Source organism: Accumulibacter sp., assembly GCF_029255285.1.
Lineage (GTDB): Bacteria > Pseudomonadota > Gammaproteobacteria > Burkholderiales > Rhodocyclaceae > Accumulibacter.
This window is the reverse complement of sequence record NZ_JAPUVI010000098.1, coordinates 21173-47407: the sequence shown is the minus strand read 5'-3', so window position 1 is coordinate 47407 and position 26235 is coordinate 21173. Positions and strand designations below refer to the sequence as shown.

Genomic DNA, 26235 nt, shown 5'->3' with positions numbered 1-26235 from the left:
GCCACTCAGCGGTGGTGGCGTGCCATGAAGATCAGGCGTTCGAAGAGATGAACGTCCTGCTCGTTTTTGAGCAGCGCACCGTGCAAGGGCGGAATCGCCGCCTTTTGATCCTTGCTGCGCAGCGCTTCGGGCGGAATGTCCTCGGCCAGCAACAGCTTGAGCCAATCGAGCAGTTCGGAGGTCGATGGCTTCTTCTTGAGGCCAGGAATCTCGCGCAGTTCGAAGAACACCTCGAGCGCTTCGCGCAGCAGGGCCGGCTTCAGGCCCGGAAAATGGACGTCGACGATGCGGGTCATCGTCTCCTTGTCGGGGAACTTGATGTAATGGAAGAAACAGCGTCGCAGGAAGGCGTCGGGCAGTTCCTTCTCGTTGTTCGAGGTGATGAAGACGAGCGGGCGATGGCGGGCGCGAACGTTCTGACGAGTTTCGTAGACGAAAAACTCCATGCGGTCGAGTTCGCGCAGAAGGTCGTTGGGAAACTCGATGTCTGCCTTGTCGATCTCGTCGATCAGGACGACCGACGGCGTTTCACAGTCGAAGGCCTGCCACAGGACGCCCTTGACGATGTAGCTGCCGATGTCGGCGACCTTGGCCTCACCGAGTTGGGAGTCGCGCAGGCGGGAGACCGCGTCGTATTCGTACAGCCCCTGCTGCGCCTTGGTCGTCGACTTGACGTGCCACTGAAAGAGCGGCAAGCCCAGCGCCGCAGCCACTTCCTCGGCCAGCATGGTCTTGCCGGTACCCGGTTCGCCCTTGATCAGCAGCGGCCGCTGCAAGGCGATGGCGGCGTTGACGGCAAGGGTCAGGTCGCGGGTGCTCACGTAGCTCTCGGAACCGGCAAAGCGCATGGTCTTGCTCCTCTCGAAGAGCTGTCGATTCTACCCGCAAATCCGGTGTTACGGATCGGACAAGCCTTTTCCACCCTGGTATGAGCCAGGACAGCTACCTCGCCTTCGTCGACGACCAGGGCGCGCGCCTGAAGCAGAAGTGGCTGGCCAACGGCATCACCACCGAATACGCCGACCACGCCGACAACGGCGTCGCCCAAGTCCGCCACCGGGTCTACCATTTCAGCAACCGCCACACCCGGACGCTGACTCAGCACGACCTCAGCTACGACGCCCTCGGCCGGCGGCGCACTGCCGGCGAGCGCGCCGGCCCCTTCACGCCGCCGGCGAACGGCCCCGACATCGTCGCCGAGTACGAAGGCGACTGGCAGCAGCCAACGGCCTTCACGACGCACGGTCCGAACACCGACGACCCGATCTGCGCTACACCCGCAATGCCGCCGGCGGCTACGACAAGCGCTACGACCACCAGGATGCGCAGAACAACGCGGTCGCCGTCACCGACGGCAACGGCGCGCTGGTCGGCGCGCCACTCTTCGACGCCTGGGGCAACGCCGTCCCCGGCGCGCAACTGGGCCGCATCGAGCGCTACGGCGATACCGGTCGCGAGCCCGACGCCAGCGGGCTGATCTACTACCGCGCGCGCTACGACGACCCGACGCTCGCGCGCTTCACGCAACGAGACCCCAGCGGGCTGGCCGGCGGCCTCAACCCCTACGCCTACGTCGGCAACGACCCGGTCAATTACATCGACCCGAGCGGGCTGGTCAGGGCCAGCCCGGTCAGCACGAGCCACGAGACCGCCTACGGCGGCGGCGACTGCCTGTCGGTCAACGACGGCTACGGCGACGACGGTGAAACGCTGACGGATGCCGAGGTCGCGCGTGGGGAGGTGGAGTTTGGGGAGGGGGCGGTGCGGCTGGCGTACCTACAGTGCATGGAATGGGACGATGGCCGGACAGGACGGATAGCCGCCAGTCCTGATCCGCGTGCCGGGTCGATCGAGCACCAGTTGGCGCCGTACATGCAGGAAGCGATGGTCAATGTGATGGCGGGATCAGCGATCAAGGCCCTCGTTGGTACGGTCGGGGCGGTGGTGAGCAGGGGTACAATGCTGGTGCGGGAGGCGTTGGTTGGTGGGGAGGCGGCAGTTGCCGCAGAGACGGGAGTGCAGGCAACTCAGCCCAATCGAATCAATTCAGTCCGTGAATTGATTCGAAGAGCATACGAACCGGGACCATTCCAAAACTTCCCTGAATCGTTCAATGCGGAGATTTTCCAGAGCGGCACGAGGACGGTGACGCCGAACTTCTACCGAACCGCGAGACCCAACATGAGCAACGATTCGATTATGTATTCGTTGCCGGAGCAGGTGAATGGCCGTACTGGTGTGTTTGAAATTGGCGTCCGTCCTTCGGCATCGGGGAATTCAGAGGTCATCACACACCGCTTTTTCAGACGGAACCCATGATGATCAAGCAACCATTCCCATCGGCTTTCGAGTTTGAGGTGTTGAGTGAACTAGGCTCAGGCAACACCAAGCGTCGGTTTTATCCCGGAGCCGTTGAATCGGGCGGGCACGATGGCTTGAACGTCCGGGTAGTTCCGCACGAGGGCGAAGCGTGGATCGGCACATTCGCTTTCGGGCGATTCGGTCCCAAAACGATTACCGGAGTGTTTGCTACACCGAACCCAACTAAGCTCTGTGTGGTCGCCGAAGGGGAAGCCTACATCGTGGATGTCGCTAATCCCAAAGAGCACGAAAATCTTTCAATCGTCCCGGTGATCGCTGTGCGAAGCTCGGCAAAGCATCGGCTCTTGATCTTTGCCAATCACACCGAGCTTTTCGCGATTGGGGCTAACGGAATTGCATGGCGAACCGAGCGGCTTTCATGGGATGGCCTGAAGCTCACCACCATGACCGACGAGACTCTTTGCGGGGTGTTTTGGGACATCCGGACCGAATCCGAACAGAGCTTCAGCGTGGATTTGGCGACTGGGACTCACATCGGCGGAGCGTTCGTGCCAATCTAAGTTCGCACTTCGGAAGCAAGCTGGCACAACGTCGGGGTCAGGTTTTGAATCTTGCACTCGCTCACCTGTTCCGCCCGAAACCGAACACATCACCCTCGCCCATGCCGCGGACCTCGCACGACCTCACCTAAGACGCCCTCGGCCGGCGGCGCACCGCCAGCGAGCGCGTCGGCCCGTTCACGCCGCCGGCGCAGACCGTCGCCTACGGCGACGACCCGCTCGGCAACCGCCTCCGGCAGACCGACGGCGGCGCCGTCACCGCCTACCTGCACGACGCCACGCCGCAACTCAATGCGATCCGTTCCGGCGGCCCCGCCGGCGCGCTCGTCTACGACAACGCCGGCAACCTGGTGCGCAAGTGCCAGGGCGGCGGCGTCAGCGGCGGCGCCGCGACCTGCAGCGGCAGCCAGATCCTCGATCTTGTTTACGACGCCAACCAGCGCCTCGTCGCCGCCGCCGGCAACGGCGTCAGCGAGACCTACGGCTACGACGACCCGGGCCGGCGGATCCGCAAGACGAGCCACGGCGTCACCACCTGGTACCTCTACAACGGCCCGGACATCGTCGCCGAGTACGAGGGCGACTGGCAGCAGCCGGCAGCCTTCACGACGCACGACCCGAACACCGACGACCCGATCGTGCGCTACACCCGCAACGCCACCGGCGGCTACGACCAGCGCTACTACCACCAGGATGCGCAGAACAGCGCGGTCGCCGTCACCGACGGCAACGGCGCGCTGGTCGGCGCGCCGCTCTTCGACGCCTGGGGCAACGCCGTCCCCGGCGCGCAACTGGGCCGCATCGAGCGCTACGGTTAGAAAACCTCGGGGTCAAACCTCGGGGTCAGGTCTTGAATCTTGCATTCGCTCACCCATTCCGCCCGAAACCGACACATCACCCTCGCTAATACCGTCGCCGCCAAGAAAACTGCCCGCTGGCAATCGACCACGATGACCGATGCCACTCTTGCCTTTGCTCCGGCTCCGCTGACCCCTGCCGCTTTGGCGTTCGCGTTCGCCTTGCCCGAGCGGCTCGCCACCGTCTCGAACAGTCCGCTAACGGGCCCTCGACCAGCCCTTGCTGGACGCCTCGTTCCGCCGCCACCTATCCAGGAACTGCCGCATGAAACCCCTTTGCCGGTCAGCCCAGTTCGCCCTTCTCGCCGCTGTGCTCCTGCCACGGCCGACTCTTGCCCAGACGCCGCCGGTGGCGGCGTGGCTGCCGGCGGTCCTGCAACTGCTGCTGTCCTGCACCCCGGAGCCCGGCGCGGGCGTCTGCCTGCCCCGGGTGGCGCTCACGACCCCACCGGATGCCAGCTTCTTCTTCCTTCCGGCCACCATTCAGCTCGAGTTCTCGTCGCGCCTGGCTTCTTTCCCCTAGACGCTGACCCCGCACAACCTCATTCACGACGTCCTCAGCCGGCGGCGCGCCGCCAGCGAGCGCGCCGGCCCGTCCACGCCGCCGGCGAACGGCCCCGACATCGTCGCCGAGGACGAAGGCGGCTGGCCACCGGCGGCGACGACAAGCGCTACGACCACCAGGATGCGCAGAACAGCGCGGTCGCCGTCACCGACGGCAACGGCGCGCTGGTCGGCGCGCCGCTCTTCGACGCCTGGGGCAACGCCGTCCCCGGCGCGCAACTGGGTCGCATCGAGCGCTACGGTTATACCGGGCGCGAGCCCGACGCCAGCGGGCTGATCTACTACCGCGCGCGCTACGACGATCCGACGCTCGCGCGCTTCACGCAAAGAGACCCCAGCGGGCTGGCCGGCGGCCTCAACCCCTACGCCGACGTCGGCAACGACCCGGTCAAATACCTCGACCCCAACGGACGGGTCGGAGTCCGCCCGTTCAGCGCGAGCCACGAGACTGCCTACGGCGGCGACTGCCTGTCGGCCAACGGGTACGGCGACGGGAGGCTGAGCGACGCCGAGGTAGTGCGCTGGGAGGTGGAGTTCGGGGAGGGGTCGGTACGGCTGGCCGAAGGCGGATGCACCTCGTTCGGCGTGCGGGCAACGATTCAGACGGGGATCGATGCCTGGGTTGAAGAGGCTGACTACTCGGTGCCGGCGATGGCCGCCGGTGCGTTGCTGACCGCAGCCAACCAAATGAGTGTGCCGGATACGCCGTCGGAAGAGGCAAGGATGTTCGTGGCGCCGGTTCGCGTGCTGGGCAGGGATACAATGCTGGCGAGGGCGGCGTTGGTTGGTGGGGAGGCGGCGGTTGCGGCAAATAGTGCCGTGACGCTGAATGCGAGCACAATCCGGTTCAGCCGGAGCAATGTTCGCAGCTCTCTCCCTGAGATTACTGCGAGTATGAGGGCGAACGTCTGGCAAGGAGCGCCGATTGATGTGTAAGAATGGCTGAGGTACCTTGACCGCAGTGGACAACACCCGGCTTGCCGCTGCTGCGATGTCGAACACTCCCGTTCAAGGCATCATCCGGGGTTTTGGTGAAGCATTTCCGCCCGCACGGGAGGAAACCTGCAAGGTGGAACCTGGGGTGAGGCAGCTATGAATCGCATCGGTAATCTGAGCCCAGCGTGGCGACGCCTATACCCGAATGGCTCGCCGGGTGTTCACCCATCAACCCCAGGCTTCTCTCCATGAGTAAAGAACTGTTCATCGCACCTTCACATCAACGCCCGGTTTGGCTTGAGTATCCGCATTCGTTTTGTCGGCTAGTCGAGCAAGGGCTGATCCACCTCACCCCTTGGCACATCATGGAAGTTGAGTGGGCATTGGTTCACGCACGTGGCTTGGGCGAACGCTATCCGGGACGTGAGCTGTTTCCGTTCGCTTACCGGCAAGACAACGATGACGTGGCATGCTGGTCGAGCGGTGCAGGGGAAAAGGTGTTCGTCATTCATGACTTTGCTTCCCCAGGCTGGGAAGACGAAGCCGCGTTCAGCGACGTCTGGGCGTGGTTCCGGTCAGCCATCGATGAAACCATCGCTTGGGAGTGAGATTGTTGCAGAAAATAGGGGACGCACCACGATTTCACCCGGCGCGAAGCACTGTTCTTTTGCAACGCTGGGGGTCGAGTCTTGAACCTTGCACCTGCTAACCCGTTCCGCCCGAAACCGAACACATCACCCTCGCTAATACCGTCGCCGCCAAGAAAACCGCCCGCTTGAAACCGACCTCGATGACCGACGCCACCCTCGCTTTCACTCCGCCTCCGGCCCGAACGACCGCTGCGCCGGTCTCCGCACCCGCCTTGCCCGAGCGTCTCGCCACCCGTCTCGAACAGTCCGTTAACAGGCCCTCGACCAGCCCTTGCTGTACGCGTCGTTCCGCCGTCACTTCTCCAGGAACTGCCGCATGAAACCCCTTTGCCGGTCAGCCCAGTTCGTCCTGCTCGTCGCCGCCGCGCTCCTGCCACCGCCGGGCCTGGCCCAGACGCCGCCGGTGGCGGCGTAGCTGCCGTCGGATCTGCAACGGCGGCTGGCCGGCACGCTGGAGCCCGGCGCGGGCGTCTGCCTGCCCCGGGTGGCGCTCACGACCCCACCGGATGCCAGCTTCTTCTCCCCCCGGCCACCATCCAGCTCAAGATCTCGTCGCGCCTGGCCTCTTGCCCCTGGACGCTGACCCCGCACAAGCTCATTCACGACGTCCTCAGCCGGCGGCGCACCGCCAGCGAGCGCGTCGGCCTCTTCACGCCGCCGGCGCAGACCGTCGTCTACGGTGACGGTCTGCGCCGGCAACCACATCCGCCAGACCGACGGCAGCGCCGTTACCGCCTACCTGCGCGCCGCCACTCCGCAACTCAATGCGATCCGTTCCGACGGCCCCGCCGCTGTGCTCGCCGGTGCGCTGCCCTACGACAATGCGTGGCCTGATTCGGGTATTCGCCCCTCCCGCCGCGGCATAAAGGCGACGGGCAGAGCCTTCGCGCCTTGGACTCAGCCGCTGTTGCGCAGACCAGCGGCGATGCCGTTGATCGTCAGGTGGATGGCGCGTTTCACCCGCTCGTCCTGGTTGCCGGCACGCAGCCGCCGTATGAGTTCGATCTGCAGGTGATTCAGCGGGTCGAGGTAGGGAAAGCGGTGCCGGATCGACCTGGCGAGCAGCGGATTTTCTTCCAGTAGGCAGCCCTGCCGACTGATCGCCAGCAGGGCATCGACCGTCGCCTGCCACTCGGCCTTCAGCCGCGGGAAGATCGCGGCACGCAGCGCAGAATCCGTGACCAGGTCGGCGTAGCGGGCGGCGATCGCCAGATCGCTCTTGGCGAGAACCATGTCCATGTTCGACAGCAGGGTGCGGAAAAAGCCCCACTCGTGGTACATGCGCTGCAGCAACTCCAGACCCGCCGGCTGCTCGGCGAGGAATTCGCGTACCGCGCTGCCGAAACCGTACCAGCCCGGCAACATCAGGCGGCACTGAGCCCAACTGAAGACCCAGGGTATGGCGCGCAGATCTTCGATGGCAGTGGTTTTCTTGCGCGAAGCGGGTCGGCTGCCGATGTTCAGATGCGCGATCTCGGCGATGACCGTCGATTCCCAGAAGTAGCGTTCGAAGCCCTCCGTCTCGTAAACCAGGCCGCGATAGGCACGATAGGCCGACTGCGAGAGCCTGGCCATCGCTTCGAGGTACTCCGGCTGCGGCGCCGGGTCGGGCGCCGCCAGCAAGGTCGCTTCGAGAACGGCAGCGGCCAGGATCTCGAGGTTGCGCCGACCGAGCTCCGGATTCGAGTACTTGCTGGCAATTACCTCGCCTTGCTCGGTCAGTCGCAGCCTGCCCTGGACCGCGCCACCAGGCTGGGCGAGGATCGCCTGGTAGCTCGGACCGCCGCCGCGGCCCACCGAGCCTCCGCGTCCGTGGAACAAGCGCAGCTTGACGCGGTGACGCGCGAACACCTCGACCAGCGCAATCTCTGCCTGGTACAGTTCCCACCCCGAAGTCAGGAAGCCGCCGTCCTTGTTGCTGTCCGAATAGCCCAGCATCACCTCCTGCAGGTCGCCGCGGCTGTGCACGAGCCGCCGATAGGCCGGCAGCGAAAGCAGTTCGTCCATCACCCGCGGGCAGTTGCGCAAGTCCGGGATGGTTTCGAAAAGCGGCACGATATTCACCGCCAGATCGGCCGACTGCGGCAGCAGCAGGCCGCATTCCTTGAGCAGCAGCGCCACTTCCAGCAAGTCCGAAACGCCGTCCGTCTTGGAGATGATGTAGTTTTGCAAGGCCTGCCGACCGTAGGCGCGGTGAGCGTCGGCGGCGGTACGGAAGATCTCCAGTTCGTCGCGCGTCGCGTCGCTGTAGCTCAGATGAGGGGAGGCGAGCGGTCGCGTCGAGCTGATCTCGCGCAGCAGCAGCTCAATCCGCCCGGCCTCGTCGCGCCCGCGGTAGCCGGTGCCGGGACTCGCCGCTTCCAGCAGTTCGGCGACGACCTGCTCGTGCACCTCAGAGTTCTGACGCAGATCGAGTGTCGCCAGGTGAAAACCGAAAACCCGGGCCGCACGGCGCAGGGCGCGTAAGCGTCCACGCGCCAACAGCGGTGAACCGTTGGCCACCAGCGAACGATGAATGATGTCCAGATCGGCGGCAAATTCTTCCGCATCGGCGTAGGCGGCCGACTCGCCGACGGCATGCCGTTCCGGCTCGACGCCGTCGAGGCTGCGCAGGGTGGCCGCCAGGCGGGCGTAGATGCCGGTCAGCGCACGCCGATACGGTTCGTCGCGGCGTGCCGCGGCACTGTCCGGCGAACGTGCCGCCAAGGACTGCAAGGCTTCGGAAACGCCTACCAGGCCCTCGGCGAGCGACAGTTCGGCGCCCAGCGCGTGAATCTCGTCGAGGTGAAAACGTAGTGCCCGCGCCGACTGAAGCCGCAGGGTCTGGCGAGTGACGCCGGCGGTGACGAAAGGATTGCCGTCGCGGTCGCCGCCGATCCAGCTTCCCAGGTGGAGGAAGTCAGGCAGTTCGAGCGCTCGTCGTCCGCCATCGGCCGCGCCGAGATGATCCTCCAGCCAGCCGTAGAGCCTCGGCAGTTCGCGCAGGAAAGTGTAGTCGTAATACGACAAGCCATTGACCACTTCGTCGAGCACCATCAAGCGGCTGGTGCGCAGCATGCGCGTCTGCCAGAGAGTCAGCACGATGCGGCGCAAACCTTCGCCGAGCGACTCCTGCTCGTCGGGCGTCAGGTGGCCGTTGTCACGTCGCTGCAACAAGTCGGCGATCGCCCGTTGCCCATTGAGGGTACTCTTGCGCTGGACTTCGGTGGGATGCGCGGTGAGTACCGGGACAATCGAGGCGCCATCGAAGAAGTCGTACAGCTGCGCCGGATCGCAGCCGGCGGCACGGGCGCGCGTCAGAGCGTGGGCCAGGCTGCCGGCGTGCGGCGGCGAGCCGGCGATCAGGTGGGCGCGCGAGCGCCGGATATGGTGCTGATCCTCAGCAATGTTGGCCAGATGCGAGAAACAACTGAAGGCGCGCACGACGACTTGCGTCTGCTCGGGCGACAGGCAGTCGAGAGTCGCCGCCAGTTCCTGTCTGGCGCCGCTGTCCTCGTCGCGATGAAAGCGCAGGGCGCAGAGGCGGATACGCTCTACCAGGTCAAAAGTTGCCTCGCCTTCCTGCGCCCGCAGTGTGTCGCCCAACAGACGGCCGAGCAAGCGGATGTCCTCGCGCAGCGGCAAATCCTTGTCTTCGGTCGGAGCTTCCTGCATCGCGGCATTCCTTTCGGTCGTCAGCGCGGTATCGTCCGCGGAGTATAGGTTAGGTGGCGGTCGTCATGGCGCTCAAACCCGGAAAACCTTGTCGGCTGGCCGATCGTGCCTGCGCTAGAATGATGGGGTGCGAGCCTGATCCCCTCCCGGCAAGCGAGAGGCGAGGACCCTTCGGGAAAACCCCACCCGACCGCGTCGTCCGGGCACGTCCTGCGCCGGCCCACGGCTGCCCACCGAATATTCGCCAGGCTTTCCGACGCACTTCCACCCGACATGCCGATGAGGAACAAGACATGACCGATACCAATCCGACCGAGGCCTTCTTTCGCGACCTCGAAACCAAAGTCAAAGGCCCGACTGGCGCGCTCGAAGGGAAAAAGGCGCTGGTCATCGGAATCGCCAACGACCAGTCGATCGCCTATGGCTGTGCGCTGGCTTTCCGGGCTCTCGGCGCGAGCGTCGCGATGACCTATCTGAACGAAAAGAGCAAGCCCTACACCCAAGCGCTGGCCAATCACCTGGCGGTCGATCCGGCGCTCTATCTGCCCTGTGACGTGCGCATTCCCGGACAGCTCGAAGCCGTCTTCGCGGCGCTCGAGAAAAACTGGGGTCAGCTTGACATCGCGCTGCACTCGATCGCTTTCGCGCCGCGCGACGATCTGCACGGCCGTGTCACCGACTGCTCGCGCGACGGTTTCCTGATGGCCATGGACGTCTCCTGCCATTCCTTCATCCGCATGGCGAAGCTCGCCGAGCCACTGATGAAGGAAGGGGGCTCCTTGTTCACGATGAGCTACTACGGTGCCGAGAAGGTGGTCGATCGCTACAACCTGATGGGCCCGGTCAAGGCGGCGCTGGAGGCGGCTGCGCGCTACCTCGCCGCCGAGTTGGGAGCGAAAGGGATTCGCGTGCACCCGATCTCGCCCGGCCCGATCCGGACTCGTGCGGCGACCGGCATCGATCGCTTCGACGAGTTGATGGAGATCGCCGCGACGCGTGCGCCGAGCCGCATGCTGGTCAGCATCGAGGATGTCGGCATGGCCACGGCCTTCCTGGCTTCCGACTACGCGAAGCTGATCACCGGCGAAACGATCCACATCGACGGCGGCTATCACGTCGTCGGTTGAGCGCGGCTGTCGATGGCCCTGGCTCGCTCGAACGGGCGGTGAGCGATGAATTGCTCGGCGGCAGCAAGCCGCCACGCGCCAGCTCAGCGGCGCGGACCTAAAGACTCAACAACTGGCGGGTGTGGCGGGCGATCATCAGTTCCTCGTTGGTCGGCACCACCCAGGCCGAGGTTCTGCTTTCCGGGCGGCTGATGCGCGGCCCCCCCTGGTCGTTGGCCGCCGCGTCGAGCTCGATGCCGAGCCAGCGTGCCTTTTCGCAAACGAGCTGCCGAATACGCGCGCTGTTCTCGCCGATACCGGCGGTGAATACCAGCGCGTCGAGACCACCGAGGACGGCGGCGAGCGCGCCGAGTTCGCGGCTGATCCGATAGACGAAGAGTTCGATCGCCAGCCGGGCCCGAGGCGCCTCGCTGGCCAGTAGAACCCGCATGTCGTTGCCGATCCCGGACAGGCCGAGCAGGCCGGAGCGCTTGTAGAGCAGATCCTCGATCTGTTTGGCCGACAGACCTTCCTGCTGCAGCAGGTAGAGGACGATTCCGGGATCCATGTTGCCTGGCCGGGTACCCATCATCAGGCCGTCGAGCGCCGTGAAGCCCATCGAACTGCCGACACTGCGTCCGTCGTGGATGGCGCACATGCTGGCGCCGCTGCCCAGATGAGCAACGACCACGCGCCCGTCGGCGATTTCCGGCGCCACCGACGGCAGCGTCGCGGCGATGTACTCGTAGGAAAGGCCATGGAAACCGTAGCGTCGAATGCCGCGTTCGTAGTACTCATAGGGCAGGCCGTAAAGGTCGGCGATGCTCTCCTGGGTGCGGTGGAAGGCCGTGTCGAAGCAGGCCACTTGCGGCATCTCGGGCCGCGCCTGCTGTACCGCGCGGATGGCGGCGAGGTTGTGGGGCTGGTGCAGCGGCGCCAGCGGCACCAGAGCATCGAGCTTCTCGAGGGCCGCCGCGTCGATCCGCAGCGGCTCCGAGTAGTCGGGGCCACCGTGCACGACGCGATGGCCGACGCCGACCAGCACCCTTCCCTCGAGATGAGAGCGCAGAAGAGCAATGATCTCCTGCAGGGCCTGCGCTGGGCCCGCCACTTCCGCGGTAGTCCAGCGCCTTTCGACGATCGTGTTGCCCTCGCCATCCTTCGCCTTGAAGCGCGGTGCCGTGCCCAGTCCTTCGACCTGGCCGATCGCGAGCGGACGCATTTCGGCCGACGCAGGAAGTTCGAAGACCGAAAACTTGAGGCTGGACGAGCCGGCGTTGAGGACGAGAATTACCTTTTCCATGTCAGCCTCCGGTTTTCGTCGAGCCTTTGCCCAGCGTCGCGCTGGCCATCAGGCAGGCGACGGCGCACGAGGCGAGTTTGGTCCGCTTGCTATCGGCGCGGCTGGTGAGGATGATGGGCACGCGAGCGCCGAGTACGATGCCGGCGCCATCGGCGTTGCTCATGAAAGTGAGCTGTTTGGCGAGAATGTTGCCGGCCGTGAGATCGGGGACGACGACGATGTCGGGGTCACCGGCAACCAGCGAGTCGATGTTCTTGATGCGCGCGGCTTCCTGACTGATCGCGTTGTCGAAGGCAAGCGGACCGTCGACGAGCGCGCCGCTGATCTGGCCACGGTCCGCCATCTTGCACAAGGAAGCCGCGTCGGTCGTACAGATCATGCGCGAGTTGATCGATTCGACGGCGCAGATGATCGCCACTTTGGGACGCGCCACGCCGAGAGTCCGGGCCAGATCGATCGCGTTCTGACAGATGTCGCGCTTGACGTCGAGGTCGGGAGCAATGTTGATCGCCGCATCGGTGACGATCAAGGGCTTGTGATAGGTCGGCACGTCCATCACGAAGGCGTGCGAGATGCGTCGTTCGGTGCGCAGGCCGCTTTCCCGGCTGACCACTTCCGCCATCAGTTCGTCGGTATGCAGGCTGCCCTTCATCAGCGCCGCCGCCTTGCCGAGGCGGACCAGTTCGACCGCCCGATAGGCGGCGGCGTGACTGTGCGCGACGTCCTCCAAGCGGAGTCCCGAGAGATCGAAGCCATGCTGTTCCGCCACGGCGCGCAGCTTGACCAGCGGCCCGACGAGAATCGGTTCGATCAGGCCGTCGCTCCACGCCTGCAGTGCGGCACCGAGCGACGATTCGTCACAAGGGTGCGCCACTGCTACCGGCACCGGCCGCAGGTCTTGACAGCGTTCGACGAGAACCGCGAAGCGATCGTGGCTCTGGATCGACACCTGCGCCGCATCCGGACGTTCCATGCTGATCTTCGTCTGCGGCGCGATGACGCGGGCTGTGCCGGTCATGATCGTCATGCCGCGTCCGTTACGGCCAAGGCAATCGAAGGTCACGCACCGACTCGCCGCCTCCTTGGCGGTCGCGGTGATCGTGATGGTGACCTGTTCGCCGATCAGCAGCGGTGCCAGAAACTGCAGATCCTGGCCGACGTGTACCATTCCCGGTCCTGGAAGCTGGTTGCCGAGCAGGCCGGAGACCTGGGCCCCCAGCCACATGCTGTGCGCAGCGAGTTCGGAGGGGCCGAGTTGACGGTCGAGTTCGCTGTCGAGCTGGGTCGGGCTGATGTCGCCCGAAACGGCAGCGAAAAGCTGTACGTCACGCAAGCTTAGCGTGTGGCTGACCGCCGCCGTATCGCCGATGCCGATTTCGTCGAAACAACGGTTGCGAAGAGTTTCCCTGCTCATGACTGGCTCAATGGGGATGAAGGTAGCGGTTGGTGGAGGTCGGGTTCCGAACGCCGGGAGGCCGCCTGGAGCCTGTGCCGTTGGCGCCGGGGAATCTCCTCGGAGCGCGGCAACGAGTGCGAAGCGACCACGCGATCATTATAGCCTTGCCTGTCGGCACGCGGGCCCGGTGCGCAAGCTCCGGCATGGCAAGCGGTGGCAAGGACGGAGCCCCGTTTCGGCAGACCTTGGCGTATCATCATTTCTAGCCGGCTCGGGCGAGCCGGCAGACTCATTCCAGTGGCGATTCTCGATGGAGAAATACATGTACAAGACATTGGTTTCACGAGTTGCTCAACTCACGCGTTGTTTCCTGGCCGCCCTGGTTGCTGCGCTGGTCGTCCCGGCAAGCGCTTTGGCGGCGGAAGGCCGCGCGGCGCTCGAGCAGGAAGCACAACAGATCTATCAGAAGCTGGTCGCCAAGCAGCCGGCGGCCAAGGCGCTGTCCAGGGACGCCGCCGCCGTCCTCGTGTTTCCGAAGATCACCAAGGCCGGTCTCGTCGTCGGCGGGCAGTACGGCGACGGGGTCCTCTTCAAGGGCGGCAAGGTGGCCGGCTACTACAACACGGCGGGAGCGTCGTACGGCCTCCAGGCTGGCGCGCAGCAGTATGCCTACGCCATGTTCTTCATGAACGAGAAGGCGCTGGAGGCCCTCAACCAGAACGACGGGCTGGAAATCGGTGTCGGACCTTCGGTCGTGGTGGTCGATCAGGGAATGGGCAAATCACTGACCTCGACGACCGCGAAAGACGATATCTACGCTTTCATCTTCAGCCAGAAGGGCCTGATGGCCGGCATTGGCCTGCAAGGGAACAAGATTACGAAGCTGAACGACTAGCGGGGTCCGGCTCGCCGGCCCCTTCGCGCCGCGGCTGGCGAACGGTTTATGTGGCGTCGTGCAACAGCGTCACGAGCCGGCTACGGCAGGCCGGGTCACTGTGTCGCGGCACCCGTGGCGAGGATTCCCAAGGTTGCCCAAGGTCGCGACAATCGCGTAGTCAGGTTCGCGTCACTGCTTTATACCGACTCGATCGTTAGTACGAGGAGAGCGGTGGCGCGAATGTTATAATTCTCGGCTAACGTCCATGGCGTTTTCCGGCACCGCCGTGATGATCGCCATGACCCCACCCTCGACTCCCCGCGGCCGAGGGAGGTGCGTGAGTCGCTGGCGCGCCTTTCAGATCAATTTCCCGTCACCCTTGCCACCGTCTGCCGAGCATGGCGCTGTTTACCCTGGGCCTTAATCACCACACGGCACCACTCGCTGTGCGCGAGCAAGTTGCGTTTGACGCCAACACCGTGCGGCAAGCACTCGGTGACCTGACGCGCCGTAAGCCAGTCAATGAGGCGGCCATTTTGTCGACCTGCAACCGCACGGAAGTCTACTTCGCGACCGACATGCCCGAGGCCGCCGCTCAATGGCTGGCCGACTATCATCATCTGGCGCGCCACGAGATCGAGCCATACCTTTATACCTATCCCGAGCGTGACGCGGTTCGTCACGCCTTTCGCGTTGCCAGCGGGCTCGACTCGATGGTACTCGGGGAGCCCCAGATCCTCGGGCAAATGAAGGACGCGCTTCGTTTTGCGGAAGAGGCGGGAACGCTAGGCACGACCTTGCACAAGCTCTTTCAGCATTCTTTTGCGGTCGCCAAGGAGGTGCGCTCGACGACGGCGATTGGCGCCAATATCGTTTCGATGGCGGCTGCCGCCGTTCATTTGGCGGAGCGGATTTTCGAACGTATCGCCGATCAGAAGATCCTGTTCATCGGTGCCGGCGAAATGATCGACCTGTGTGCCCGCCATTTCGCCGCTCAGCGGCCGCGGCAAGTGGTCATAGCCAACCGCACGGTCGAACGCGGGCTCGCGTTGGCCGAGCGCTTTGCTGGAACGGCGATTCGACTCGAGGAACTCGGCGAACGTCTGTGGCAGTTCGATATCGTCGTCTCCTGCACCGCCAGCCCGTTGCCCATCCTGGGTCTCGGCATGGTAGAGCGCGCCATCAAACGGCGTCGTCATCGGCCGATGTTCATGGTGGATCTTGCCGTGCCGCGGGATATCGAAGTCGAGGTCGGCGAGATGGATGATGTGTTTCTGTACACCATCGACGATCTCGCACAGGTCGTGGAGTCTGGTCTCGAATCGCGTCAGGCCGCCGTGCTAGACGCGGAGGCGATCATTGCCGAGCGGGTCGACGCCTTTCTGCGCTGGATGGCGACGCGTGGTACGGTGCCGATCATCCGCTCGCTGCGCGATGCCGCCGAGCGCGCCCGTCGGCACGAGATGGAGCACGCGCTCAAACTGTTGGCCAGGGGCGACGATCCGGCGCAGGTTCTCGACCACTTCTCGCACCGTCTGACCAACAAGTTCCTGCACGCTCCGACGCAGGCGCTGAGCCAGGCAGATTCTGAGCGAGATGACCTCCAGTCGCTGGTCACCCGCTTGTTCCATCTGCATCCCGAGTCCCGCCGTTTTGACGAGTCGTAGCCGGACCACGGATCACCCGTTAATCCGTAAATCAACTATTCCCTCACACGACGCTTGAGCCGATCCGATGAACCAAAGTATCTGCGACAAACTTGAGCACTTGGCCGGTCGTCTCGACGAACTCGACCGCATGCTGGCGAGTGGTGAAGCGACGCGCGACCTGGACGAGTACCGTCGGCTGTCGCGCGAACACGCCGAGATCTCGCCAGTTGTCGCTCTTTACGACACTTGGCGACGGACCAGCGGCGACCTCGCTTCCGCGCTCGAGATGGTCTCCGACCCGGAAATGCGGGAGTTGGCGGAGGCGGAAGCGACGTCGATCAAGGAACGCTTGCCGTTGATCGAGGGAGAGCTGCAAAAACTACTGCTGCCCAAAGACGCCAAGGACGATCGCAATGTCTTCCTCGAAATTCGCGCCGGTACCGGCGGCGACGAATCGGCGCTCTTTGCCGGTAATCTGTTTCGCATGTACTGTCGCTACGCGGAGCGCCGGCGCTGGCAGGTTGAAGTGGTTTCGGCCAGCGTGTCCGACCTCGGCGGCTACCGAGAGATCATCGCCCGCATCGTGGGCATTGGCGTGTACGCGCGGCTCAAGTTCGAGTCGGGCGCGCATCGCGTGCAGCGTGTTCCGGATACGGAGGCGCAAGGCCGCATCCATACGTCCGCCTGCACAGTCGCGGTGATGCCCGAGGCCGATTCGCTCGAGGAAGTCCAGATCAACCCGGCGGAAATCCGGGTCGACACCTACAGGGCGTCCGGAGCCGGAGGGCAGCACATCAACAAGACCGATTCGGCGGTGCGGATCACGCATCTGCCGACCGGGATCGTCGTCGAATGCCAGGACGATCGGTCGCAGCACAAGAACAAGGCACAGGCGATGTCCGTGCTGGTGGCGCGCATCCGGGATGCGCAGGAGCGCGAACAGCAGGCCAGCATTGCTTCCGAGCGGCGGAATCTGATTGGCAGTGGCGATCGTTCCGAACGAATCCGGACCTACAACTTCCCGCAGGGTCGAGTTACCGATCACCGAATCAATCTGACCTTGTACAAGATCGAAGCGATCATGGACGGTGACCTCGACGAATTGCTTGCCGCTCTGACTGCCGAGCACCAGGCGGATCAACTGGCTTTGCTCGCCGAGAGCGCCTAGTAGTGCAAGACAAGCCGCATGCCGTTTCGCGCCCGTGCGGTCAGCTGGCGCTTTTCTGAATGCCGGTGCGAGCGACAACTCTCGGCGAGGCTTGGCGCATGGCCAGCCACCTGGTCGATCGGATCGACGCACGCCTCTTGGTGCAACACGTCGCCACCTGCACGCATGCCGAGCTGATTACCTCGCCGACGCGGGCGCTGTCGACGGAGCAGTCTGCTACCCTCGAGGCGCTCGTCGAACGTCGCGCCGCGGGGGAACCCCTGGCTTATCTGCTCGGCTCGGCGGGTTTTTATGGCCGCGAGTTCGCCGTTACTCCTGCGGTGTTGATTCCCCGTCCCGAGACGGAACTGCTGGTCGAGTTGGCGGTCAACCATCTGCAGTCGTTACAGCGACCCAGTGTGGCGGATCTCGGCACGGGCTCAGGGGTGGTGGCGGTGACCATGGCCCGCCTTTGTCCGGCGGCGCGTATCACCGCGGTGGATCTGTCCACGGCGGCACTGGCCGTGGCCCGCCGCAACGCGCAAGTACACAACGTCGAGGTGGATTTTCGGGCCGGCGATTGGTATTCGCCATTGGCGGACGAACGCTTCGACCTGCTGGTTGCCAACCCGCCATATGTGTTCGAGGGTGATCCCCATTTGCAGCGCGGGGGTCTTCCCTACGAGCCACAGATGGCGCTGACCGATGGCGTGGTCGGAGGTGACGGTTTGACGTGTGTCCGCGTCATTGTCGGCGGGGCGGCGGACCACCTCGTGCCGGGCGGCTGGCTGCTTCTGGAACATGGTTACGAGCAGGCGTCGGAGGTGCGTGGTCTGCTGCGCCAGGCAGGGTTTTCCGACGTCGCGTCGTGGACGGACCTGTCCGGCATAGAACGCGTCAGCGGCGGCTGCCTGCGTTGACGGCTGGTCGACGTAGCCGCTAAACTCGATGCCGATTTTCGTTCTCAACTATGGGTAGGATGGGATTTCCGATGGATGCGCAGGAATTGATCAAGCAGCAGGTAAGCAGCAACCCAGTGGTGCTCTACATGAAGGGAACGCCGCAGTTCCCGCAATGCGGTTTCTCGGCGGTCACTGTGCAGATTCTCAAAGCCTGCGGCGTTTCCAGTTTTCTGAGTGTCAATGTCCTGGAGAATCCGGAGATCCGCAGCGGAATCAAGGAATATGCCAATTGGCCGACGATTCCGCAGCTCTATGTGCGTGGCGAGTTCATTGGCGGTTGTGACATCATGCGTGAGATGTACGCCGACGGTGAGCTGCAGAAATTATTCGAAGGTTTGGTGGACGCCGTCTGACGGATCGTTCGTCGCACCGTCGCCGTGAGTGGTGACGCGTGCCGCCTCGTTCCGCCAGCCGGCGCTCAGGAACTCCCCGAAATCGGCTTGGCGGCGCTGAATTCCTCATAGGCGCGGATTGCTTCGGCCGCGTACATGAGTGACGGCCCGCCACCCATGTAGGTGCACACGGCCAAGGTTTCCATCAGCTGGGCGCGGCTGACACCCAGTCGAATCAGAGCCTTGACATGAAAACCGAGGCAGGCGTCGCATCGGCTGGCGACACCGATTGCCAGGGCGATTAGTTCTTTGTCGAGGGCCGACAGGACACCGGGTGCGAGTGCCGCCTTGGCCATGGCGTTGAAACCCTGCATCGTATCGGGACTGTCGTGGTGCAGGGTACGCAATGCCTTGGAAACATCCTGTGTAATCGTGGTAAAGGACTTGCTGCTCATGATTTCTCCGATTGTTTTATTAGAAAATTCTAATATACATCGGAAGACCGCTCGGAGCAACCCGCCTTCGGGCCGGCTACGCCGTCGGATCTTTCGCGAGCGACCTTCGACGATGGGTGGACGACTGGGCTGTCGCCGCCGGACAGCGCTAGGTCTATTGGTCGGCAGCCTTGCCCTATTGTTGACGGCTTGTGCGGGCTACAGCGGATACGGACTCAAGACGGGCGTGGCGACCCGACTCGATGTGACGGCAGCGATGGGCACGCCGGCCATGACTTGGCGAGATGCCGATGGCAGCGAGCAACTGGCGTATCCGCGCGGGCCAGAAGGTCCTCATACGTTCATGGTTTTCATGGCTGCCGATGGACGGCTGCAGCGAATCGAGCAGGTGTTGAAGATGACGTATTTTGCCCGTCTGCAGCCCGGAAGAAGTGACAAAGAGTCGGTTCTGCGTCTGCTCGGGCCGCCGGTTCCGCAGTGGACGGAATACTACCCGGCACGCGACGAGTTGGTTTGGGAGTGGCAATTCTGCGATAGCTGGAATCAGCTCGCGCGTTTCGATGTGCTGTTCGACGCCGCTACCGGAGTTGTCCGCACCGCTTATCAGCGGCCGGCGCTGATGGGCCCGGATGGTGTGGCGCCGTTTTGTGGGCAATAAGCGAGGCGCCCTGAGCGGACAACCTGTCAGAAGCTCACTAGGCGCAGGTTGGCCGATGTCAGGCGCTCGCTCAGGACGGCCAGGAAGGCCTGGTAAAAGTGGAAGCGGCACGACTCGGACGACGTTTTCAAGGCGTTGCCGGTTATCCTGGCAAGTTTGGCTCGGGTCAGGGTGACGATGTCGGCGCCACGAATCGACTTTTCTTTACCGATCACCGCCATCTCGCCGAAACAGTCGCCGTTTGCCAGCAACTCCAGGACCATGCCATTCTTGAGCACCTTCAGCTCGCCCTCGGCAAGAAAATAGAAGCAGTCCCCGGGTTCTCCGTCGCGAATCACCACTGTGTCGGGTTCAACACAGGTCCATTCCGAGAAGCGCACGACTTCCCAGATTTCGACGTCCGAAAAGTCAGCAAAGAAGGGGAAGGAGCGCAGCGTATCGAACTTTTCGAGGTCAGGCATGCGATCGCTCGCGACCTTCAGTTGCCGATCGCGGAAGGCCTGTGCCAAGTCGTGCGCGAACTCCTGCCAGCTACGGTAACGCTGATGAAGCTTCTTGCTCATCGCGCGCGCGACGATTTTGTCGAGGACTTCCGGAATGCCGCTACGCAATGTCGAAGGTCGGCGAAACTCGCCGTTGATGATCTGATAGATCATGTCATAACTGTTTCGCCCTTGAAAAGGCAGGTGACCGGTCAACAGCTGATACATGACGACGCCCAGCGAGTAGATGTCCGTCTGGTGATCGAGCGTCTGCTCCTTTACCTGTTGCGGTGACATGTAGGCTGGTGAGCCGATGCCCAGAACCAGCGTGCGGTCGGGTGAGCCGATGATGGCTGCCCCGAAATCGGAGAGCTTGATGTCCCCCTGATTGGGATCGGCACTGGTCAACAGGATGTTGGCCGGTTTGATGTCGCGATGGATGATTCCGGCCTGGAAAGCAAACTCGAGCGCGCGCGTGCACTTGAAAACGATTTCGACGATGCGCTCGATCGGTAACAGTCGGTCGGCGGCGCACACAGTCTCCAAGGTTCCGCCCGCGACATACTCCATCACGATATAGCACAGTTGGTCGTCGACCACCGCATCGTAGGTCTGGACAATGTGCGGGTGCAACAGCTTGCCGATCAGGGCCGCTTCATTGAGAAAAAGGTGCGTATAGAGGCGTCGCCGCTTGGCATCTTTCAGAATGTCCGGAGAAGCGACTTTGACCGCCACGTTCCGTTGAGTGAAGGGGTCTCTGCCCAGGTACACCGTGGACGTCGCGCCGCGACCGATTTCGCGGACCAGCTCGTATTTGCCGATTTTCTGCATGCTTGGCGTCGCCGACGCTAGGCGCGGCGGGCGCGGGCGATTGCTGCCAAGACCTGATCGGGAGCGGTGCCGCCAATGTGCCGGCGCGACGCGAGAGACCCTTCGACGGTCAGCACCGCGAAGACGTCGTCGTCGATCAGCTCCGAGAATTGCCGCAATTCCGTAAGTGGGAGTTCGGCCAGGTCTACGCCGCGTTCTTCGGCATGGCGAACAGCGAGGCCGACCACTTCGTGCGCGTCGCGGAAAGGCAGCCCCTTGCGGGTCAGATAGTCGGCCAGATCGGTGGCGGTGGCAAATCCCTGGTTTAAAGCGTGGCGCATGTTCTCCGGCTGGCTGGTGATGCCGGGGATCATCTCGGCGAAAATGCGTAGCGTGTCGCTGACCGTGTCTACGGCGTCGAACAACGGTTCCTTGTCTTCTTGGTTGTCCTTGTTGTAGGCCAGTGGCTGACCCTTCATCAGAGTCAGCAAGGCCATCAGATGCCCGTACACCCGGCCCGTCTTGCCGCGCGCCAGTTCGGGTACATCCGGATTCTTCTTCTGGGGCATGATCGAACTGCCCGTGCAGAAGCGGTCGGCAAGCTTGACAAAGCCGACACGCGGGTTCATCCACAATACGAGCTCTTCCGAAAGGCGCGACAGGTGCATCATCGTCAAGGCACTGGCGGCACAGAATTCGATAGCAAAATCACGGTCGGAAACGGCGTCGAGCGAGTTTTCGCAAACGCCGTCGAAGCCCAGCAGGTCGGCCACGAGCTGACGATCTATCGGATAACTCGTGCCGGCCAGCGCGGCCGCACCGAGCGGCAGGCGGTTGGTGCGGCGGCGACAATCGGCAAAGCGCTCGGCATCACGTTTGGTCATCTCGAAATAGGCCAGCAGGTGATGTCCGAAGGTTACCGGTTGCGCCACCTGGAGATGCGTGAAGCCGGGAAGTGGGGTAGCCGCCTCGGCTTCGGCGAGGTCGAGCAGCCTCGACTGAAATTGCCCAAGCAGACCGAGGATGTCGTCTATCGAATCGCGCAAGTACAGGCGAACGTCGGTCGCCACCTGATCGTTGCGCGAACGGCCGGTATGCAAGCGTTTGCCAGCGTCACCGACGAGTGCCGTCAGGCGTTTTTCGATGTTCAGATGGACATCTTCGAGGTCGAGGGACCAGACAAAAGAGCCGGCTTCGATCTCCTGGCTGACCTGTGCCATGCCGCGCTCGATCTCGGCAAGGTCTGTCATGGCGATGATGCCTTGTCTAGCCAACATCGTCGCGTGCGCCAGCGAGGCGCGGATATCCTGACGCCAAAGGCGCTGGTCGAAGGCCACCGAGGCGGTGTAACGCTTGACGAGTTCGGATATCGGCTCCGCGAAGCGGCCGCCCCAGGTGTACTGTGAAAAATCCGATTGGCTCATGGGGGGGCTTCCTGGGCAAGAATCGCTTACCGAGCCGGCGAGCGGCACAGCGTCGAGTCAAGCGAAGTATAAACCCATTCCCCGAGCGCTGCGCTTAGCGCTGCGGTCGGCGGCTGGTTGACCAGGCGCCGGGGAGAAGCGTCGTCGTCAGCCTGCCGCGGATGGCGGCAGGCCGATGCCTACTATCGGCGGGCGCGTACGCGGCAGCTAATGCCGAGCGCCAGCGTCATCAAGAGAAGCGTCGTCGGTTCCGGAATCCGCGCCAGCATGCGCTCGCCAAGGAGGGTATGTAAGGCGCTGGTCGGGTGGATTCCGTCCCAGAACAGATACTCGTCGGGGTTGGCGCAGACCGTACCGCCACCCGTGAAGCCCGTGTCGTCGCCCGTGTAGCAGCGGCTCGTGGTGTTGGTGAAACCGTACAGCGACTTGTGGGCAATGACTTCGTTGAGGTTCGCGTAGGTGTCGAAGTCGATGATGTCCAGACCGCTCAGACCGGCCTCGAGCGCCGCCAGAGTGCTGGCGAGGCCCGCGTTGAAAGCGACGCTCAGGGCGTGCGCCCCGGCTTGCGCGGCCGGGCCAAATTCCCTGACGCGCGGTACGAGGGCGAGATCGGGTACGTTGGGAACGAAAATCTTCCGCGCGCCATCGGCGTAGAGTGCACCGATGGCACTCGCGAGGTCGCTGATCGTTTGTCCGACCGTCGGAATCGGGTTGCCGTTGACATCGCTCGTCTTGCCCAGAATGATGTCCTGCAGGTTGTTCGATCCACCCCACAGCACGTACAGCGCACTACTGTCCGCTGGCCCGGGACGGGCCGTGAAGCTTGCCACCTGATCGAGAATGCCTTTGAACGGTGCGCCAAAAATCTGGTAGCGGGTACGCGCGCCGCCGAAAGCGAAGTCGTTACCGCCGAGCACCGAGGGGGTTGCGCTGAAGCCGGTACCGAGGCCGGCCGCGACGACATCGGCGTAGATCGGACCATTGCTGGCGCGGCCTTCTGGATCGTAAGGGGCGCCCGGGATCGTGGCCGGTGCTCCGGGCGGGTGGGGCACTGTGGCATAGACGGCAGTCACATTGCCGACGTCGGTCAGGCTGTCGCCAAAAAAATAAACGCCTGTCGGAGTCGCGATCGCGGGTATGGAGACGAAGGCGGTAAGTACAGCAACAAACAGATGACGCATCGTGTGGGTCTCCCCTCAATAAATGGCGCAAGTGGTACACGGTCGTCGAAGTGGAAATCCTCACCTCCCCGCGGACGTGCAAGGGAGAAGTGGACGCCGTGGGCGAAAAAACTGCCTGGCGACAGAAGCAATAATCACGCCTCGATTCTCGGAATGAGAATTAAATCTTGTTAGAGCAATAGGTTGTTTTGCCGGCGCCAACTCGACAAGCATCGGCAGGCGGCAGTTTCACCGTCAGGTGTAAAATATTTCGACAGGTCGCTGCCGCGTGCCGGTCACGCGCCGTGGCGCAGGGCGTCGACGATCGGCAGGCGCGAGGCGCGCCGCGCCGGTAGCACGGCGGCCAGGCAGGTGGCGGTAAAGCCGATCGCCCCGGCGCTCAGCACTTCGATTGGCAGTAGTCGGATCAGCGCCGTGTAGCCGATGTTGGCATTCGGTGGCGGAGGCATCGGTATCCCGATGGCGGAAATCAGCCAGGCGGCAAGACAACCCAGTCCCATACCGAGGATCGCGCCGATCAGGCCGACCAGGACGCTCTCCGTGACGATCAAACGGAACACGCGTCCCGGCCGGTCGCCGAGTGCGAGCAAGGTACCGAACTCTCGCGTCCGTTCAAAAATCGTCATGTTGACGCTATTCGCCACGCTCAACAGAACCATCAGCAGGATGATCAGCCGCAGTACGCCGAACTGGCGGCCGTACAGTTCCACCGCTTTGTCGTAGAAATCCGACAATTCTCGCCAGGAGACGATCTCGTAGCCTGCCGGCGCGAACTGCCGGCGTAGCGATTCCTGTACACGCGCCGTGTCTTCGGTCTTGTCGAGCGCCACCACGAGGACATGCGCGGACTGGGTATCCATCAGATTCCGCGCCGCAGCCAGGGGAATGCGGACGGCCCGCGCGTCGAACTCCTTGGAAAAGCTCTGAAAGATCCCAACTACTTCGAAGTCGAGGGTATTGACCGCGCCCTGCGCCAGGCTGATCACCAGGTTCGCACGGTCGCCGGCTTTCAGACCGAGTGTCCGCGCGACGCCCTGCCCGAGGACAATTCCGTCGTGGTCGCTGTCGGCCAGCGGACGTCCTTCCGTATAGTTCAGGTAGCTACCCAGCCGCGCTTCCGAAGACGGCTCGACGCCTTGGCCGATGATGCCCAGATCGCGCTTGCCGTTGTTGATCATTCCGGCAAACTCCAGGCGCGCCAGCACCATCTGTATTGCCTTCTGCGTCAGCAGTTGCTTTTTCAGTTCGCCCGGGTTTTCGATCAGATAGTGCTCCGGGGCACGAGTACGGCCGTCCCGGAAGCCCTGGCGGGCAATCTGCAGGTGGCCGCTCTGGGAATGGATCAGCGCCTCACCGAGCTGGACGAAGATGTCCTGCACGAAACCGCCGGCAAGAATCAGCCCGGTCACGCCAAGGGTGATTGCCGCCAGCGTCGCCGCCGAGCGGAGGCGCTGGCGAAAGATGTTGCGCAGAGCAAAAGACCACTGGCTGGGGAGCGAAATGTTCATTGATTGTGTCGTAACGCGTCGACGATGTTCATCCGGCTCGCTTTCCACGCCGGCATGAGGCTGGCGAGCAGAGTCGTAAACAGCGCCAGCAGGAAAGCATCGACCGCCAGCGAGCGGTTGACCAGAACCTGGCCGATGTAGCCTCGCGACATGCCCGGTGGCGGTGGCATCGGAATGCCGACGGCCGAAATCGCCTGCGCCAGCGCGTACCCCAGAGCGACTCCGAGGAGTCCGCCGAGCAGGCCGACCAACGTTCCTTCGATGATGAACAGGCCCATCACCTGGCGGCTACGCAGGCCGATCGCCAGACCGGTGCCAATCTCGGTCGTGCGCTCGAGTACGCACATGGTCTGCGTGTTGGAGATGGTGAGGACGATCAGCAGACCGATGATGTACTTGACGACGCTGACCTGCTTCGAAAACAGGACCACGGTCTTGTTGTAGAAATCCGCCAGATCGGACCACGGCACAACTTCGAAATCCTTTGGCGGCAGGACTCGGCCGAGGTGCTCGGTGGCCGATCGGGTGAGTTCGGTGTGCTGCAGAAGGAGGACCCATGACGTCGCACCGTCGACTTTCATCAGCTTTCTGGCGATCGTCAGCGGCAGACGCAGGGCCCTGTCGTCATACTCTTTGGAGGTCGTGGCGAAGGTTCCCGCGACTTTGACCTCGACGGCGTTGGCACTGCCGTTGGCCGCCGTCACCAGCAAGACGATGACGTCTCCAGCCTGGACGCCCAGGCTGCGCGCCAAGCCCTCGCCGAGGAGGGCGGCGGATTCGCCGGCTGACGTCAGATCCCGACCGCTGACGATGGTGACACTGCTGCTCAGGAGCTTCTCACGCTCCGGATCGACGCCGTCGCCGATGAAGGCAATCGTTGCTTCTTCATGACTGATCAAACCGCTGAACGCCAGGCGGGGAGCCAAGCTGGCAAAACCGGGGGTTTTTTCGACCAGTTGCTGTTCGGGCGAACGACCCGGCAGCAGAAAAGCGTAAGGATCGGCGATTCCCTTGTCAAAATAGCCGGGGCGAACGATCTGCACGTGACCCAGTTGCGAGTGGATCGTTGTCTCCCGCAGATCCTGGAAAATGAACTCGATGAAGCCGCCGGCGAGCAGGAAAGCGACGATGCCGAACGCGACAGTGCCCACGGCGACCAGCGTACGCTGTGTGTTGCGTCGAAGGTTTCGCAGCGCAAGGCGGAGATCGGGAATCAGGTTAGCTATTGGCACCGCGTCTACTTTGCCTGTAATGTTTCACCGGAAGCCGCTCACAGCCATGGCTTAAGGCTTTGAAATTACTCGCGACAGGCGCCAGTCTTGCGGCCATCGGCCAAGTTAAATCAAATCGTTGCGCTGGTACGCAACGCCGGATTCGGCGATTTGCCGGAGACGGTCAAGGT

22 protein-coding genes are annotated in these 26235 nt (G+C 63.4%); 12 read left to right on the top strand and 10 right to left on the bottom strand.

The genetic code is table 11. From position 1 onward, the window contains the following. Window positions 1-5: 5 nt before the first annotated feature. The gene (locus Q1M07_RS14125; protein ID WP_300454556.1) at window positions 6-848 is read right to left on the bottom strand and encodes a MoxR family ATPase; all 843 of its coding nucleotides are present in this window, start codon (window positions 846-848) and stop codon (window positions 6-8) included. 139 nt (window positions 849-987) lie between these two features. On the opposite strand from Q1M07_RS14125, the gene Q1M07_RS14120 reads away from it, so the two are divergent. From Q1M07_RS14120 to Q1M07_RS14100, 5 genes are all read left to right on the top strand, one after another. Continuing rightward, window positions 988-2319: an RHS repeat-associated core domain-containing protein gene (locus Q1M07_RS14120; protein ID WP_300454555.1), complete on the top strand. Its 1332-nt coding sequence runs from the start codon at window positions 988-990 to the stop codon at window positions 2317-2319. Beyond that, window positions 2316-2882 (top strand): hypothetical protein, encoded by a 567-nt coding sequence (locus Q1M07_RS14115; protein ID WP_300454554.1) that lies wholly within the window; start codon window positions 2316-2318, stop codon window positions 2880-2882. Before Q1M07_RS14120 ends, Q1M07_RS14115 begins: the two co-directional genes overlap by 4 nt. Before the next feature lie 350 nt (window positions 2883-3232). Next, window positions 3233-3700 carry a hypothetical protein gene (locus Q1M07_RS14110; RefSeq protein ID WP_300454553.1) on the top strand — a complete coding sequence of 156 codons (468 nt, stop codon included), beginning with the start codon at window positions 3233-3235 and terminating at the stop codon, window positions 3698-3700. A 39-nt stretch (window positions 3701-3739) separates the two neighbouring features. Further along, window positions 3740-5239, top strand: a complete 1500-nt coding sequence (locus Q1M07_RS14105) for an RHS repeat-associated core domain-containing protein (RefSeq protein ID WP_300454552.1) — start codon at window positions 3740-3742, stop codon at window positions 5237-5239. A gap of 248 nt (window positions 5240-5487) precedes the next feature. Further along, window positions 5488-5847: a hypothetical protein gene (locus tag Q1M07_RS14100; RefSeq protein WP_300454551.1), complete on the top strand. Its 360-nt coding sequence runs from the start codon at window positions 5488-5490 to the stop codon at window positions 5845-5847. 939 nt (window positions 5848-6786) lie between these two features. Here the strand turns inward: Q1M07_RS14100 and ppc are convergent. Continuing rightward, a complete protein-coding gene (gene ppc / locus Q1M07_RS14095; protein ID WP_300454550.1) occupies window positions 6787-9543 on the bottom strand; it encodes a phosphoenolpyruvate carboxylase in 2757 nt (918 codons plus the stop codon). Window positions 9544-9836: 293 nt separating this feature from the next. Here ppc and fabI point away from each other — a divergent pair, with 293 nt between their 5' ends. Next, window positions 9837-10670, top strand: a complete 834-nt coding sequence (fabI, locus tag Q1M07_RS14090; protein WP_300454549.1) for an enoyl-ACP reductase FabI — start codon at window positions 9837-9839, stop codon at window positions 10668-10670. 97 nt (window positions 10671-10767) lie between these two features. Here fabI and Q1M07_RS14085 read toward each other — a convergent pair whose 3' ends face one another. After that, the gene (locus tag Q1M07_RS14085) at window positions 10768-11952 is read right to left on the bottom strand and encodes an acetate kinase (protein WP_300454548.1); all 1185 of its coding nucleotides are present in this window, start codon (window positions 11950-11952) and stop codon (window positions 10768-10770) included. Window position 11953: 1 nt separating this feature from the next. After that, window positions 11954-13366, bottom strand: a complete 1413-nt coding sequence (locus tag Q1M07_RS14080; protein ID WP_300454547.1) for a bifunctional enoyl-CoA hydratase/phosphate acetyltransferase — start codon at window positions 13364-13366, stop codon at window positions 11954-11956. 304 nt (window positions 13367-13670) lie between these two features. On the opposite strand from Q1M07_RS14080, the gene Q1M07_RS14075 reads away from it, so the two are divergent. The 5 genes from Q1M07_RS14075 to grxD all read left to right on the top strand — a co-directional run bounded on the left by Q1M07_RS14075 (window position 13671) and on the right by grxD (window position 18336). Beyond that, the gene (locus Q1M07_RS14075) at window positions 13671-14243 is read left to right on the top strand and encodes a lipid-binding SYLF domain-containing protein (protein ID WP_300454546.1); all 573 of its coding nucleotides are present in this window, start codon (window positions 13671-13673) and stop codon (window positions 14241-14243) included. Window positions 14244-14623: 380 nt separating this feature from the next. After that, a complete protein-coding gene (gene hemA / locus Q1M07_RS14070; protein ID WP_300454545.1) occupies window positions 14624-15892 on the top strand; it encodes a glutamyl-tRNA reductase in 1269 nt (422 codons plus the stop codon). A gap of 67 nt (window positions 15893-15959) precedes the next feature. After that, window positions 15960-17042, top strand: coding sequence for a peptide chain release factor 1 (prfA, locus tag Q1M07_RS14065; RefSeq protein ID WP_300454544.1), 1083 nt, complete (start codon window positions 15960-15962; stop codon window positions 17040-17042). Window positions 17043-17140: 98 nt separating this feature from the next. After that, window positions 17141-17941 carry a peptide chain release factor N(5)-glutamine methyltransferase gene (prmC, locus tag Q1M07_RS14060; protein WP_300454543.1) on the top strand — a complete coding sequence of 267 codons (801 nt, stop codon included), beginning with the start codon at window positions 17141-17143 and terminating at the stop codon, window positions 17939-17941. Between the two features lie 71 nt (window positions 17942-18012). Beyond that, the gene (gene grxD / locus Q1M07_RS14055; RefSeq protein ID WP_300454542.1) at window positions 18013-18336 is read left to right on the top strand and encodes a Grx4 family monothiol glutaredoxin; all 324 of its coding nucleotides are present in this window, start codon (window positions 18013-18015) and stop codon (window positions 18334-18336) included. A gap of 65 nt (window positions 18337-18401) precedes the next feature. Here grxD and Q1M07_RS14050 read toward each other — a convergent pair whose 3' ends face one another. After that, the gene (locus Q1M07_RS14050; RefSeq protein WP_300454541.1) at window positions 18402-18770 is read right to left on the bottom strand and encodes a carboxymuconolactone decarboxylase family protein; all 369 of its coding nucleotides are present in this window, start codon (window positions 18768-18770) and stop codon (window positions 18402-18404) included. Window positions 18771-18996: 226 nt separating this feature from the next. Between Q1M07_RS14050 and Q1M07_RS14045 the strand changes: the two genes are divergently transcribed. Further along, complete coding sequence (locus tag Q1M07_RS14045; protein WP_300454540.1) at window positions 18997-19428, top strand: hypothetical protein; 432 nt, start codon at window positions 18997-18999, stop codon at window positions 19426-19428. A gap of 26 nt (window positions 19429-19454) precedes the next feature. Here the strand turns inward: Q1M07_RS14045 and Q1M07_RS14040 are convergent, their stop codons facing one another. The 5 genes from Q1M07_RS14040 to Q1M07_RS14020 form a co-directional block, all read right to left on the bottom strand. After that, the gene (locus tag Q1M07_RS14040) at window positions 19455-20741 is read right to left on the bottom strand and encodes a serine/threonine-protein kinase (protein ID WP_300454539.1); all 1287 of its coding nucleotides are present in this window, start codon (window positions 20739-20741) and stop codon (window positions 19455-19457) included. Between the two features lie 17 nt (window positions 20742-20758). Next, complete coding sequence (gene argH, locus Q1M07_RS14035) at window positions 20759-22144, bottom strand: argininosuccinate lyase (RefSeq protein WP_300454538.1); 1386 nt, start codon at window positions 22142-22144, stop codon at window positions 20759-20761. Window positions 22145-22326: 182 nt separating this feature from the next. Next, window positions 22327-23325, bottom strand: a complete 999-nt coding sequence (locus Q1M07_RS14030) for an SGNH/GDSL hydrolase family protein (protein ID WP_300454537.1) — start codon at window positions 23323-23325, stop codon at window positions 22327-22329. 275 nt (window positions 23326-23600) lie between these two features. After that, the gene (locus Q1M07_RS14025) at window positions 23601-24833 is read right to left on the bottom strand and encodes an ABC transporter permease (protein WP_300454536.1); all 1233 of its coding nucleotides are present in this window, start codon (window positions 24831-24833) and stop codon (window positions 23601-23603) included. Next, window positions 24830-26065, bottom strand: a complete 1236-nt coding sequence (locus Q1M07_RS14020) for an FtsX-like permease family protein (RefSeq protein WP_300454535.1) — start codon at window positions 26063-26065, stop codon at window positions 24830-24832. The genes Q1M07_RS14025 and Q1M07_RS14020 overlap by 4 nt, the downstream gene beginning before the upstream one ends. Between the last annotated feature and the right edge of the window lie 170 nt (window positions 26066-26235).

What these genes read in the sequence shown, in the direction of transcription:
- Q1M07_RS14125 (WP_300454556.1), bottom strand. Translation starts at nt 848, where the DNA reads ATGCGCTTTGCCGGTTCCGAGAGCTACGTGAGCACCCGCGACCTGACC.
- Q1M07_RS14115 (WP_300454554.1), top strand. Translation starts at nt 2,316, where the DNA reads ATGATGATCAAGCAACCATTCCCATCGGCTTTCGAGTTTGAGGTGTTG.
- Q1M07_RS14100 (WP_300454551.1), top strand. Translation starts at nt 5,488, where the DNA reads ATGAGTAAAGAACTGTTCATCGCACCTTCACATCAACGCCCGGTTTGG.
- ppc (WP_300454550.1), bottom strand. Translation starts at nt 9,543, where the DNA reads ATGCAGGAAGCTCCGACCGAAGACAAGGATTTGCCGCTGCGCGAGGAC.
- fabI (WP_300454549.1), top strand. Translation starts at nt 9,837, where the DNA reads ATGACCGATACCAATCCGACCGAGGCCTTCTTTCGCGACCTCGAAACC.
- Q1M07_RS14085 (WP_300454548.1), bottom strand. Translation starts at nt 11,952, where the DNA reads ATGGAAAAGGTAATTCTCGTCCTCAACGCCGGCTCGTCCAGCCTCAAG.
- Q1M07_RS14080 (WP_300454547.1), bottom strand. Translation starts at nt 13,366, where the DNA reads ATGAGCAGGGAAACTCTTCGCAACCGTTGTTTCGACGAAATCGGCATC.
- Q1M07_RS14075 (WP_300454546.1), top strand. Translation starts at nt 13,671, where the DNA reads ATGTACAAGACATTGGTTTCACGAGTTGCTCAACTCACGCGTTGTTTC.
- hemA (WP_300454545.1), top strand. Translation starts at nt 14,624, where the DNA reads ATGGCGCTGTTTACCCTGGGCCTTAATCACCACACGGCACCACTCGCT.
- prfA (WP_300454544.1), top strand. Translation starts at nt 15,960, where the DNA reads ATGAACCAAAGTATCTGCGACAAACTTGAGCACTTGGCCGGTCGTCTC.
- prmC (WP_300454543.1), top strand. Translation starts at nt 17,141, where the DNA reads ATGGCCAGCCACCTGGTCGATCGGATCGACGCACGCCTCTTGGTGCAA.
- grxD (WP_300454542.1), top strand. Translation starts at nt 18,013, where the DNA reads ATGGATGCGCAGGAATTGATCAAGCAGCAGGTAAGCAGCAACCCAGTG.
- Q1M07_RS14050 (WP_300454541.1), bottom strand. Translation starts at nt 18,770, where the DNA reads ATGAGCAGCAAGTCCTTTACCACGATTACACAGGATGTTTCCAAGGCA.
- Q1M07_RS14040 (WP_300454539.1), bottom strand. Translation starts at nt 20,741, where the DNA reads ATGCAGAAAATCGGCAAATACGAGCTGGTCCGCGAAATCGGTCGCGGC.
- argH (WP_300454538.1), bottom strand. Translation starts at nt 22,144, where the DNA reads ATGAGCCAATCGGATTTTTCACAGTACACCTGGGGCGGCCGCTTCGCG.
- Q1M07_RS14030 (WP_300454537.1), bottom strand. Translation starts at nt 23,325, where the DNA reads ATGCGTCATCTGTTTGTTGCTGTACTTACCGCCTTCGTCTCCATACCC.
- Q1M07_RS14025 (WP_300454536.1), bottom strand. Translation starts at nt 24,833, where the DNA reads ATGAACATTTCGCTCCCCAGCCAGTGGTCTTTTGCTCTGCGCAACATC.